The organism is Paraburkholderia sp. (genome assembly GCF_026225065.1).
Lineage (GTDB): Bacteria > Pseudomonadota > Gammaproteobacteria > Burkholderiales > Burkholderiaceae > Paraburkholderia.
This window is the reverse complement of record NZ_JAMFSB010000156.1, coordinates 1-12,805: the sequence shown is the minus strand read 5'-3', so window position 1 is coordinate 12,805 and position 12,805 is coordinate 1. Positions and strand designations below refer to the sequence as shown.

10 protein-coding genes are annotated in these 12,805 nt (G+C 64.1%); 4 read left to right on the top strand and 6 right to left on the bottom strand.

Annotated features, from left to right (window positions below):
* Positions 1-41: 41 nt before the first annotated feature.
* Positions 42-584, bottom strand: coding sequence for a hypothetical protein (locus M0954_RS11925; protein WP_297353384.1), 543 nt, complete (start codon positions 582-584; stop codon positions 42-44).
* A gap of 536 nt (positions 585-1,120) precedes the next feature.
* Here M0954_RS11925 and M0954_RS11920 point away from each other — a divergent pair.
* Positions 1,121-2,512: a sigma-54 dependent transcriptional regulator gene (locus M0954_RS11920; RefSeq protein WP_122153812.1), complete on the top strand. Its 1,392-nt coding sequence runs from the start codon at positions 1,121-1,123 to the stop codon at positions 2,510-2,512.
* 112 nt (positions 2,513-2,624) lie between these two features.
* Positions 2,625-3,596, top strand: coding sequence for a thymidylate synthase (locus M0954_RS11915; RefSeq protein WP_297353383.1), 972 nt, complete (start codon positions 2,625-2,627; stop codon positions 3,594-3,596).
* 184 nt (positions 3,597-3,780) lie between these two features.
* Here M0954_RS11915 and M0954_RS11910 read toward each other — a convergent pair whose 3' ends face one another.
* Both M0954_RS11910 and M0954_RS11905 read right to left on the bottom strand, forming a co-directional pair.
* A complete protein-coding gene (locus M0954_RS11910) occupies positions 3,781-6,474 on the bottom strand; it encodes a DUF6600 domain-containing protein (protein WP_297353381.1) in 2,694 nt (897 codons plus the stop codon).
* A gap of 191 nt (positions 6,475-6,665) precedes the next feature.
* Positions 6,666-7,379 (bottom strand): helix-turn-helix transcriptional regulator, encoded by a 714-nt coding sequence (locus M0954_RS11905; RefSeq protein ID WP_123385695.1) that lies wholly within the window; start codon positions 7,377-7,379, stop codon positions 6,666-6,668.
* Between the two features lie 189 nt (positions 7,380-7,568).
* On the opposite strand from M0954_RS11905, the gene M0954_RS11900 reads away from it, so the two are divergent.
* Positions 7,569-7,709, top strand: a complete 141-nt coding sequence (locus tag M0954_RS11900; protein ID WP_166660755.1) for a hypothetical protein — start codon at positions 7,569-7,571, stop codon at positions 7,707-7,709.
* A 227-nt stretch (positions 7,710-7,936) separates the two neighbouring features.
* Positions 7,937-8,443 carry an acyl-CoA thioesterase gene (locus M0954_RS11895; RefSeq protein ID WP_122153816.1) on the top strand — a complete coding sequence of 169 codons (507 nt, stop codon included), beginning with the start codon at positions 7,937-7,939 and terminating at the stop codon, positions 8,441-8,443.
* A gap of 152 nt (positions 8,444-8,595) precedes the next feature.
* Here the strand turns inward: M0954_RS11895 and fumC are convergent, their stop codons facing one another.
* From fumC to M0954_RS11880, 3 genes are all read right to left on the bottom strand, one after another.
* Entirely contained in the window at positions 8,596-9,996 is a 1,401-nt protein-coding gene (gene fumC, locus M0954_RS11890; protein WP_297353379.1) for a class II fumarate hydratase, read from the bottom strand.
* Between the two features lie 88 nt (positions 9,997-10,084).
* A complete protein-coding gene (locus tag M0954_RS11885) occupies positions 10,085-11,662 on the bottom strand; it encodes a phospholipase D family protein (RefSeq protein WP_297353423.1) in 1,578 nt (525 codons plus the stop codon).
* Between the two features lie 434 nt (positions 11,663-12,096).
* Positions 12,097-12,805 (bottom strand): bile acid:sodium symporter family protein (locus M0954_RS11880; protein ID WP_297353377.1); only part of this gene is annotated, 709 nt, incomplete at its 5' end.

The window sequence follows — 12,805 nt, the reverse complement described above, 5'->3', positions numbered from 1 at the left end:
GTCGGTTCCTTGCTGGCGGGGTGCGGACGCACGTCGCTCAACTAGTTGCGCTGATAGGTCGTGACGTTGCCTTGGGCCGAGCGGGCCACATCGACGGGAATCGGCATCGGCGACGGCGGGGCGATTTCGTCCCACAGCGTCACGTGGTTGCCGCCGTTGCCGCCGGACATCTGCTGTGGCGTCGCGGCCACCATCAGCATCCCGCCGAAACCGCCGCGTTGCTGCGACAACGCCTGATCGTCCAGCGCGAGATCACTGGTCGTGGCTGCGGCGACCGGAATGCTCAGCGGGTCGCCTGCGAGATCGCTAACGGGCGCAGCGGTATTCGCGGTATTGGCTGAGGGATCGGTTGAGGTATTTGCTGAGGTAGTTGCGGCATCCGCTGTGTCGCCAACCGGGGTATCCGGGGCCGCCACCGCTGCGGGCATCACGCTCGCGAGGGTGACGGACCCAGTATCGGGAGAGCTGGCGGTGAGGGGTTGCTGTGCGTTGACGCTTGGGGGCAGCGCTGCAAGTAGCAGCGCGGCGCATATTGCTGCGGGCCGACGGATGTGGCGCAGGTCGATGCGGAAAGCGAGTCGCATGGTGTGTCTCCTTGGTGCGAGACTTTTAGCGAAACATGTGCCATGAGGCGCAATCCGTTGATGCAATTGGGTGCAGGCCAGGCTGTGCAGAGCCGCCAGGCAAAAAGGAGGCAAAAATGTTTCAGCCCTGAAACGGGCGGCAGGAAATACCGATAATTCGCATTTGAGGCCCATGCCTAAAGGCTCAGGGTAGATACGTAGCCATCGAGTCTGGAAACGTTTTATTCAAAATGTTCAGACTTGTGCAATGCCCGTCCAGCCTTGCTGGGCGGCAGAGGGCACGATTAAATTCGCATATTTGTTTTCGAAGCGGCGCGCGTATAGTAAGCTCTCGAAAACAGAGTCACATTTAAAAAAAGCCTGAAGCTGGGCCGTCTCAATCACACACGCCGCTTTTCGGGGATCAGCTGTCCGCACGGAATGGAATGGCCGTTCGGTATTTGCTACGTGCGAATCCCGAGCTGAGTCAATGTGTCTGAAACAAGTTCAGGCGCGTGCCGTCATCCTTAACGTTCGTTGACGAGAGGATCTGAATAATGGAACCCGCAACGCGGCAACTGATTTACGTTTCGCGTGACCCTAGCGCGGAATTGAATACCAGGTTTCACCAACGGGGCTGGAACGTCGAAGTCGTCGGTTCGGCGCGCGACGTACGCCGTGCCGTTCGCGCCGGAATGGCAGCGGGCGGTTTGCTCGACCTGTCGAGTCATTTCCAGCAGCACGAGATTGCTGCGTTCGAATCATGCCTGACGATGCCGAACGTGGGCTGGGTCGCCGCGACCATGCCCGGGCAATTGCAGGACGCAGCGCTGCGCCGGTTGGTGCGCGACTACTGTTTCGATTACGTGACGGTGCCTTATTCGGGCGACAGGATTGTCGACTCGGTGGGCCACGCGTACGGCATGATCTCGCTTGGGGAACCCGCTTCAAACGACGGCACGCCGAGCGGTACCGAAGGCGAAATGGTCGGCTCATGCGACGCCATGCTCGCGCTGTTCCGCTCCATCCGCAAGGTTGCGATGACCGATGCCCCGGTGTTTATCTCGGGCGAATCCGGCACCGGCAAGGAACTGACGGCAGTGGCGATCCACGAGCGCTCCTCGCGCCGTAGCGCGCCGTTTGTGCCGATCAACTGCGGCGCAATTCCGCCGCATCTGCTGCAGTCCGAACTGTTTGGCTATGAGCGCGGCGCGTTTACGGGGGCTAATCAACGCAAGATCGGCCGGGTCGAAGCGGCGAATGGGGGCACCCTGTTTCTCGATGAAATCGGCGATCTGCCGCTTGAGAGCCAGGCGAGCCTGCTGCGCTTCCTGCAGGAGCGCAAGGTGGAGCGCCTCGGCGGCCACGGCGCGATCGACGTCGATGTGCGCATCATCTCGGCCACCCACGTCGATATGAACGCAGCGATGATCGAAGGGCGTTTCCGCTCGGACCTTTACCACCGTCTGTGCGTACTGCAAATCGACGAACCGCCGTTGCGTGCACGTGGTAAGGATATCGAACTACTTGCGCGACACATGCTGGACCGCTTCAAAAAGGATGCAAGCCGCCGTTTGCGCGGCTTCGCGCCCGACGCGATCGCAGCGCTGCACAACTACAGCTGGCCGGGCAACGTGCGCGAACTGATCAACCGGGTGCGGCGTGCGATCGTGATGTCGGAAGGGCGCGCGATCACTGCCCGCGATCTCGAGCTGGCGGAGTATGTGGAGATCGTGCCGGTATCGCTTGCGCAGGCTCGCGAAGCGGCGGAGCGTCAGGCTATCGAACTGGCGTTGCTGCGTCATCGCGGCCGTCTCGGCGACGCGGCGCAGGAACTGGGCATCTCGCGGGTGACGCTGTACCGTCTGCTGTGCGCGCACGGGATGCGCCATATGGAAGGCGAGCCGATCGTGCCGCATGGCGAGCCGGTTTCAGTGCCGCATATCTGACTGAACGCGACCTCAGTGGGACCTCAGTGGGACGTTAGCCGGCTTCGCTTGCTAGAATCGGGTTTTGACGTAAAAACGCCCAGGCGTCCAGCGCCGGGCCGAAGGAACCCGAATGAAACAATACCTCGACCTCGTCCGCTCGATTCTCGACACCGGCACGTGGCAGGAGAACCGCACCGGCATCCGCACCATCAGCATGCCGGGCGCCATGCTGCGCTTCGACCTCCAGCAGGGTTTCCCCGCCGTTACCACCAAAAAACTGGCGTTTAAATCGGCGATTGGCGAGCTGGTCGGGTTCCTGCGCGCGTCGCGCAGCGCCGCGGATTTTCGCGATCTCGGCTGCAAGGTGTGGGACGCGAACGCCAATCAGAATCCGCAATGGCTGGCCAATCCGTATCGTGAGGGTCCTGACGACCTGGGCGACGTCTATGGCGTGCAATGGCGCAAATGGCCCGCGTACAAGGTGCTGGATGCGTCGGCGAGCGAACGGATCGCGGATGCGACCGGGCGCGGCTATCGGGTCGTCACCGAGTTCGAGGAAGACGGCGGCCGCAAAATGCTGCTGTACAAGGCGATCGACCAGTTACGGCAGTGCGTCGACACGATCATGGAGAACCCGGCCGACCGGCGCATCCTGTTTCACGGCTGGAACCCCGCCGTGCTCGAAGAAATCGCGCTGCCGGCGTGCCATCTGCTATATCAGTTCCTGCCCAACGCGGCGCGCCGCGAAATCTCGCTGTGCCTGTACATCCGCAGCAACGATGTAGGTCTCGGCACGCCGTTCAATCTGACCGAGGGCGCAGCGCTGCTGCATCTGGTGGGACGGCTGACGGGCTATACGCCGCGCTGGTTCACCTACTTCATCGGCGACGCGCATATCTACGAAAACCAGCTCGATATGCTGCAACGGCAACTCACACGTGAACCGTATGAGAGCCCGCAACTGGCGATTGACGAGCGTGTGCCGGACTATGCGAAAACCGGCGTGTATGAGCCCGAGTGGCTCGAGAAGATCGAGCCGGCGGATTTCTCGCTGGTTGGTTATCGCCATCACGAGCCGTTGACCGCGCCAATGGCAGTTTGATTCTCACTGCGCACTGCTTTCGCGGCGTGCCGCGGTTATAAAAAGCCCACGCAGAAATAATCCTGCGTGGGCTTTTTGTTTTGCGGCGGCGGGACTGCGGGGTTAAAGGCGGTGAATGGCGTTAGTCCGTTTACTGCCGAGTGTCCGATTAATTCCGCTAGTCCGGTTCAGTTCTTTCGTCTTGTTAGCCCTTGCGATGCTCCTCGTGGCCGCCGCTGTTCGAATGCTGCTCGGGATGCGGTTGAGGCCGCTGAGCCTGCTGCGCCGGACGCGGTTCAGGCCGCGGCTGCTGCGCCTGCTGCGGGCGGGGTTCCTGGCGCGGTGCTGGTTGTGGACGCGGTTCCTGACGCGGCGCCTGCTGGGCCTGCTGCGGATGATATTCCTGACGAGGTTGCGCCTGCGGCTGCGGACGTGGCTCTTCACGCGGCGCCTGCTGTGCCTGTTGCGGGTGATATTCCTGACGTGGCTGCGCTTGCGCTTGCGGCTGCGGGCGAGGTTCCTCGCGCGGAGCCTGTTGAGCCACCGGCGGGTGAAATTCCGCGGCGCGTGCCTGCTGAGGTTCCTGCGTATGATTCTCTGCGGCGCGCGCTTGCTGTTGCGGCTGGGCTTGCGCACCGACCGCCGGTGCGCGCGGTTCCCGTTCGGCCTGTTCAGGCGTGCGAGCAGCCGTCGCCGGATTTTCGGCCGGATGCGGCACACCGCGCTGCTGCTCGCCTTGCTGCGCGGCGACGGCGCCCGGTTGCTGCCGGTTCTGCGCTTCGCCTTGCGGCGCGAACGGCTGACGACCGGCCTCCTGCTGCGGCGCGCCGTGCACCTGCGCCTGTTGTGCCTGCTGCGCCATCGGCGTATGCGGCTGGGTCCACGCGGGTTCGTGACGACCCTCGGCGGCGGCCTGCTGAGCCGCTACCGGACCGCCTGCGCCGTGCTGCCCGAAGCCGTTCGGATTGGCACCGGCAGCCTGCGGCGGACGCGGCACGCCGTTGTTCGGCTGCGGACGTTCATTGGCCATCTGACCAGGAGCGCCTGGCGCACCCGGCGTACCCGGAGCGCCGGCCCGAGCCTGCTCGGGCGCACCGTGCGGCGCTTGTCCACCGTTCGCCGGATTCGGACCGCCGGCAAACGGACGTACGCCGTTCGCTGCGGGTTCACCCGGTCGCGGCGCAGCACCCGCGGCCATCCGCGGCGAATTCGCCTGCACGACCCTGACGTTCTGCATGGCCGCCGCAGCGGGCGCACCGTGTGCCTGCGCGCCAGCAAAGTGCGCCGGCACCGAAGTGCGCACGACCGGCGCGCCGGCTCCCGGCACCTGGCCGCCGCCTTGCGCGAAACGTTGCGCGAGCGTGTCGTGATACGCGGCCGGCACGGCCGGGCTGCGTGTGGCCACCACCGAGCGTGCCGTCACAGCCGCGGGCGGCCGGTAGTTGGCATTGCGCAGGCCGGAGCCGAAGCTCTGACGTACCGGCGCAATGCCCGGGCTGCCCGGGTTGATCTGCGCGTTGCGCCATTGCGCCGGATCGACCTTTTGCGCGAACCGGCCAGTCGGCTGACCATGCACGAACGCGGTCGCCGGCACGGCCGTGACGCCGCCCGGCGCACGGTAGTTGATGTAGGTGTTATGAACGTTATTGATGTTCGTCACGTTATTGATATTCGTGACGTTCACGTGGTTGTAGTTGTTCACGCGGTTGTAGTAGCCGGGACTCCAGCCACCCCCACGCGGATGCCACGCTTCACCCGGGCCCAGCGGGAACCAGGCGACGCCCGCCGCGGCCACGCCGCCGACGGCCAGACTCACGCCCCAGTCGAACGAGCCACCGCCCCCGCCGCCGCCGACGAAGGCGACCAGCGCCGGCGCATAAACCGGCGGCGCGTCGACGACGACCGGACCGGGCACCCACCCCCATGAGTCGTCGACGTAGGCCCAGCGACCGTAGTGGTACGGCGCGAAGCCCCACGGCGCGTCGTCGACCCAGGTCCAGCCCCACGGGGCCTGCCAGACCCAGTGGCCATCGTGATAAGGCGCCCAGCCCGCCGGCACCGCGCTCGGCGTCCATACCTCGCCGTACTGAGGGCTGCTGCGCCATGTGCCATTGGCATCGAGATCCTCATAGCCGGGCACATCGCGCGAGACGTAGCGGGCCGACACCGAGCGGTCTTCTCCGGCATCGCGGCTGGCGGCCCACTGATCGAAGCCGTCGAGGCCCGGTGCGCCGCCGTCCGCCACCTGCTGCAGCGCGGTGCCGGCAAAGCGGATCTGCTGGCCGGCGGCGATCTGCACCTGGCCGTTGTCGCCATACACGGTGGCGCTGCCACCGCGCACGGTGACGGTCGTGCTGCTGCCGTCGGGCGCAACGTCCACACGGTAGTCGCCCGGAGCGGTGATGCCTAGCGCGAGATTCGGCGTATCGATCTCATACGTCGAGCCGGGCGCCAGTTCGCGCACGCGGGTCGACAGCGTGCCCTGCGCGACTTTCAGCTGCGCGTTGGAGTCGTCGAGATTGAGGATGTCGAGGCTGGTCGAATCGCCGAGCCGCACCGCGGTCGAGCCGATGTGCATTTCCGCGCGTGCGTTCTGGTCATCCCAGAGCTGGTCGCCGGTCGTGAGCGGGCGGTTGATCTGCGCGTAGGACCAGTCGGTGGCGCCGGCGGGCTCGGTCGTCACGGCGCCGGAGGTGTAGTTCAGGCGGGCCACGCGGCCCGGGGGATCGGTATTGCCGGTGCTCTGGGTCGCGCCGGGCGCGTTTTCCGGAGGAGGGGCTTGCTGCGCAAGGGCGGTCTGGGCTGCGAGCGTGAAGACTGCCGCTGCTATCAGCGTATAACCGCGGGTATAAACGGTGGCGCGGTGCGTTGTACGTTGTTGGGTGCTGATCGTTTTCATGTTGTCTCTCTAACGGACACTCGGTGGTTGCATCCGTGAAAGAACTGTAGCGTTGTGGCATGTTTCAAGGCGTCCGCATTTGTAAGCCTCCTTACCTGCCGTGTAACAAAAAATCCTGCTCGTGCGGTCTGTGCCGGAAACGGACGTATCGCCCGCTCGCGTTTGGACAGACCGCGCTCAGTTCGCCAGGATCAGTTCGTCAGGAACTCGTTGAAATGCTGATGGCCAGCTGGCGTGATCCGCAGGATGCGCGGCCGCTCGGTGCGCTCCACCCAGCCGTGGGTCGACCATGTGTCGAGTAAGGCCGCGCCGAGTGCGCCGCCCAGATGCGGGCGCCGCTCGCTCCAGTCCGGGCAGGTGCAGGCGAAACGTCGCCGGCGGCTGCGCTGACCGGTGACGTCGATACCCCAGCGGGCGAGTTGGGCGGCACCCTTGGTGGTGGCGTCGAGCGTATTGCCGTGCAGGGTCAGCAGATCGTGGCTCAGCATCCGCTCGAACAGCTGCACGGAGAGCTCGCCCGCCATGTGGTCGTAGCAGGTGCGCGCGTAACGCATGTCGACGGGTACGGTGCGAGCCGGGCGCGGTGTCATGCGCAGCGGCGCGCTCACCTGCGCGACGTTGGCAAGCGCTTCGATGGAGGCGGCGATGTCGGGCGAGGCAATCCGGAAGTAGCGATGCCGGCCGCGTACCTCGACGGTCAGCAGGCCGCCTTCAGTGAGGCGGGCAAGATGGGCACTGGCGGCCGACGGCGAGAGACCCGCCACCATCGTCAGTTCGCCGGCCGGGCGAGCGCTGCCGTCCATCAGCGCCCACAGCATGGCGGCTCGGCCGGGATCGGCAAGCAGCGCGCCGATCCGGCTGAGGCCAGGAAAGTGATTCTGTTCGTCGGAAAGCTGGGCAGTCATGTGGATCTCCCGATGCGGCGCAGGCGAGCGTTCGCCAACGTCTTTACTATAGCGGGAGGCTGCATTCGATGTTTCGGCCTGTCGTGAAGCGTCGAATGCAGTTTGCGGTCGCCAGCCTGCGGGGCGTTTGTGCGTGGCCGCGCCGGGCCAAGCTAGAATCAAACCCTGACTTCGAGAAAAAGCGCCGTCATGAAGCTCCTGCTTGCCATCGCCGTTACCGTGCTTGTGTGCGCCGCCTGTGCGCAGGGCGGCGCGGCGTCGTCGGGCGCGGGTTCCGGCAGCATCGATATGTACGGCACGATCGATGAAGGAATTTCTTATCACAAATGAAACATCGTGTCGGCGTAGGCCGCCATTTTGGCGGAAATCGACTCGACATTGTGGCGTCCGCTGACATCCTCATGTAACGATCAATCAGGGAAATGCTGCGCCGCACCTCACATGCGGACCCTTTTGTCTGTGGCAAAACATAGTTACCGACCCTCGCCGCGTCACACAGTCAAAATTGCGCTCGTATAATCGGCTCCTTCAGAAACATTCGATTGCCTGGAGTCAAGATGAGCACCCCTGCCGCTGCGCCGCTGGACCGTTCGGAAACCACCTTCCGCTTTCTCGCCGAGCCCACCTCGGTCAACTTCGGCGGCAAGGTGCACGGCGGCGCGCTGATGAAATGGATCGACGAAACCGCCTATGCGTGCGCCGCAGTCTGGTCCGGACGCTATTGCGTGACTGTCAGCGTCGGTAATATCCGCTTCCGCCGGCCGATCCTCGTCGGCAATCTGGTCGAACTGCGCGCGCGCGTGGTCCACACGGGACGCACCAGCATGCACATCCACGTCTCGGTGCAGGCGGGGGATCCGAAGGGCGGCGAACTGATGCAGACCACGGATTGTCTGGTCGTGATGGTGGCGGTCAACGAGAACGGTCACCCGGTTCCGGTGCCGGCCTATCTGGCGGAGAACGAGGAGCAGAAGCGTCTGGCCAAGTACGCGCTGGACGTGAAAGAGGCGCTCGACGCGATCGTCGAGCTCAAGCCGGACGAAGTGGCGAAGGGCAAGATTTAAGCGGTCCACGGACAAAGCGCCGCGCCGGTCTGTGGAACCGGCGCGGCGCTTTTTTGCATCCGTGTCGTGGATGCCCACGCCGGGTCTCGTTCGAGACGAAAGAGACGAAACCCGGTTTCAGTCATGCCTGACCGCGGCCCGGCCTCATCACCTTAGCCCGGCGTATTGCCGACCATATCGTTCGGTTTTACCCACTCGTCGAATTGCTGCTCGGTGACAAACCCCAGCGCCAGCGCGGACGCCTTGAGCGTGGTGCCTTCCTTGTGCGCCTTCTTCGCGATCTTGGCCGCCTTGTCGTAGCCGATGTGCGGATTGAGCGCCGTCACCAGCATCAGCGATTCGTTGAGCAACGTGTCGATGCGTTCGCGATTCGGCTCGATGCCGACCGCGCAGTTGTCGTTGAAGCTGTGCGCGCCGTCGGCGAGCAGGCGGATCGACTGCAGCACGTTGTGCGCAATCATCGGACGGAACACATTCAACTCGAAGTTGCCGCTCGCGCCGCCCATATTCACCGCGACGTCGTTGCCGAACACCTGGCAGCACAGCATGGTCATCGCTTCGGACTGGGTCGGATTGACCTTGCCCGGCATGATCGAGCTGCCCGGTTCGTTCTCCGGAATCGACAGCTCGCCCAGGCCGCAACGCGGACCGCTCGCGAGCCAGCGCACGTCGTTGGCGATCTTCATCAGGCTGGCTGCGACGGTCTTGAGCGCACCGTGCGCGAACACCAGCGCGTCGGCGGCGGCCATCACCTCGAACTTGTTGGGTGCCGACACAAAGGGCACGCCGGTGAGCTTGCCGATTGCTGCCGCAACCTTGTCCGCGAACTGCGGGTGCGCGTTCAGGCCGGTGCCGACCGCGGTGCCGCCTTGCGCGAGTTCGTAGAGATGCGGCAGCGCCGATTCGACATGGCGAATGCCGTGATCGAGCTGTGCGACGTAACCCGAGAATTCCTGACCCAACGTGAGCGGAGTCGCATCCTGCAAGTGCGTACGGCCGATCTTGACGATCCCGGCGAATGCTTTCGCCTTGCTGTCGAGCGTCGCGCGCAGCGTCTTCAGCGCGGGCACCAGGTGCTTGACGATGCCGACCGCCGCCGCCACATGCATGGCCGTCGGAAACACGTCGTTGGACGACTGGCCGCGGTTCACGTCGTCGTTCGGGTGCACCTTGCGCGCTTCACCACGCTCGCCGCCCAGCAGTTCGCTCGCGCGGTTGGCGATCACCTCGTTGAGGTTCATGTTGGTCTGCGTGCCGGAGCCGGTCTGCCAGACTGCTAGCGGAAATTCGTGGGGATGCTTGCCTTCGATGATCTCGTCGGCCGCCTGCATGATGGCCTTCGCTTTGCTTTCGTCGAGCACGCCGAGGCCCAGATTGACCTCGGCCGCCGCGCGCTTGATGATGGCCAGAGCCGTGATCAGTTCGGGCGACTGCTTCTCCGTGGAAATTTTGAAATTCTGCAGCGAGCGCTGGGTTTGCGCGCCCCATAGCTGGGCGTTCGGCACGGCAATCTCGCCGAACGTGTCGCGCTCCATTCGTACGTCTTCGGTCATGGTTCAACTCCGCTTTAACTGAAAAGCACAATTAGCTGGATAACTGCATGGTTCGGATACCCTGCGCGCTGGCGCCGCAAGGCGTGCATCAAAGCTGGCCCTGGACTGGCAATAACAAGAATAGACCCGTCATCACATTCCGGTACAAACCCGCTTGCGGGTCCGAGGTATAGGTGTGCCGCTGGCCGTTCTCCTCGTCAGTCCATTCGAGTTGCGTTTGCGGCGAACCAATGTAGCTCAGTCCGGCAAGTTCTGCCTTCGAAGCGAGCGTGACCCGGTAGCTCACCGTCGGTGCGCTCGCGCGGTCGAACAGCGTGGCGACCTGGCCCGCCAGTACCGGACTGTGGATGAAGAGTGCCAGTTCGGTGTTCAGATTCGCCGAGCGCGGATCGAGGTTCATCGAGCCGATCACGAGAATCTGGCGATCGAGCACGTAGGTTTTCGCATGCAGGCTGGCGCGCGAACGCGAACCTGCCACCGACATCCCCGTGCTTTGCTGGTCCGGTTTGAACTCGTACAGTTCGACGCCGTGTTGCAGCAGCGGCACGCGGTAGGGGCTGTAGCCTGCCTGCACGGCGACGGCATCGGTGGCGGCGAGCGAGTTGGTCAGGACCGCGACCCGTATCCCACGTTGCGTGAGCTGCGCGAGCGCGTTCACCCCGGCTTCGTGCGGCACGAAGTAGGGCGACACCACCAGAAACTCCTTCTGCGCCTCCTTCATCAGCTCGGCGAGACGCTGCATGGGCGGACTGACGTAATCGGGCGATGGCTGATCGATCTTGCCCGGCGTATCGGCCTTGAATTCCGCCGGCGCCCAAGTGAGGTCGAGTTGGTCCCCGGCGATCTGCGTCGCCAGCGGTGTCGCATTCAGCGGCTTCGCGTTGTATGGATCGGCGTTGGTGCGCCAGTGCGCGCGCAACGCATCGCGTGTCGCGTCAAGTTCTTGCGGTGAGAAGTTCTGGTGATTCAGCGCCTTCAGCGGATAAGCGCCGGAGCTGTTCCAGTACTCGTCGAAGCTGGCCGACACGTCGGCGGTGATCGGGCCGGCCGCGAGCACGTCGAGATCGCGGAACTGCAGCGTGGTGCTTGCGCTGAAATATTCGTCGCCGAGATTGCGTCCGCCGACGATCGCCAACTGGTTGTCCGCGATCATCGCCTTGTTGTGCATGCGGCGCGTGAACTGGTCGATCTTCGTGAGCAGATTGGTGGTGCGCTCGAACACGCTGCGATGACTGCTGCCAAAGGGATTGAAGACGCGGACCTCGATGTTGGGGTGCGAGTTGAGGCCCGCCATCACGTCGTCGATGTCCTTGAAATTCAGGTCGTCGACGAGCATGCGGACGCGCACGCCGTGATCGGCGGCATAGAGCGCGGCGCCAAGGAGTAGCTTGCCAGTGGTGTCTTCATTGGCGATGTAGTACTGCATATCGAGCGTCTTCGTCGCCGCGCGGGCGAGCGCTATACGCATCTGCAGTGCCTCGGTGCCGTTCGACAGCACGCGAAAGCCGGACTCGTCAGCATGCGCGCTTTCGATGGGGGCGAGGGCGGTGCTCAACGGCGTCGTCGTGGCAGTCGGCAGTGCGTGCGTGACGGGACGGTCGAATGCGGTCGCGGGCGGCCGGCTTGCGCAGGCGGTCAAAAGTGCCGCGGCGGCGCACACTAGCAAGCGATGCTTGCCGATACGCGTGGCTATTCGCGCTGCAGTGCTGACGAACGGCGTCGTCCCCAAAGGGCGTTGACGATATTGCGACGCGATGTTGTTGTTGCTGTCGTACGCCGGCACGTTATTCCTCCGCTGGATTCGGTTCGCGCCCCCTGAAGTGCAACATTCAGGGCGTACACCCGATGCATCTGTGCTCTGTCGAGGAAAGCATTCTAAGGGGAATTGATCGGACAAGTATGTGAGAGCGCACATGCGCCTGGCGCTCGTGAGCGCGGGCGTCGTTCCGCTGCGGTAAGGATGGCGCAGCGATGTAGGGTCCGTGGTGTGATTCGTTATGCTAACAATGCACGAGTGTGTGGCACTCGTGGATGACATCGGCGCAGCATAACTGCGCGTGTCAATGCGCGCTCGTCCATGACGAGCGCGCGGCGTTACCCTTAGTTGCGTTTCGCCTCGAATGCGGATCCGCTGTCAGGGTGCGTGGAACCTTTGGCGGGGCGGCCTGCCCAGTATCCCGCGAGCAGCGATCCCGAGAGGTTGTGCCATACCGAGAACAAGGCGCCGGGCAGTGCGGCCAGCGGCGAAAAGTACAACTTGCCGAGCGTCGCGGCGAGCCCGGAATTCTGCATGCCGACTTCGATCGCGAGCGTGCGGCACACGGCTTCGTCGAAACCGAGCAGCCGGCCGCCCCAGTAACCGCTGAGCAGACCGATGCCGTTATGCAGCACCACGCCGAGCATCACCACCAGGCCAACCGACGCGATACTTTTCTGCGTACCGCCTACCACCGCCGAGATGATCAACAGGATGGCGATCATCGATACGAGCGGCAGAACCGGTTCGACCTTGCGCACCAGCTTGCCGAACAGATGATTGATGACGAGGCCCACCACGATCGGCAACGCCACGATCTCCAGGATGCTCGTCAGCATGCCGCGCACATCGACGGCGATCGATGCGTCGACATAAAGGCGCGTGAGCAACGGCGTCGCGAACACGCCGACCAGCGTCGACAGCGCGCTGATCGTGACCGATAACGCCACGTCGCCGCGCGCCAGATAGATCATCACGTTCGACGCCGTGCCGCTCGCGACGCTGCCTACCAGCACCATGCCCGCCGTCAGATCGGGCGGCATGTGCAGTACT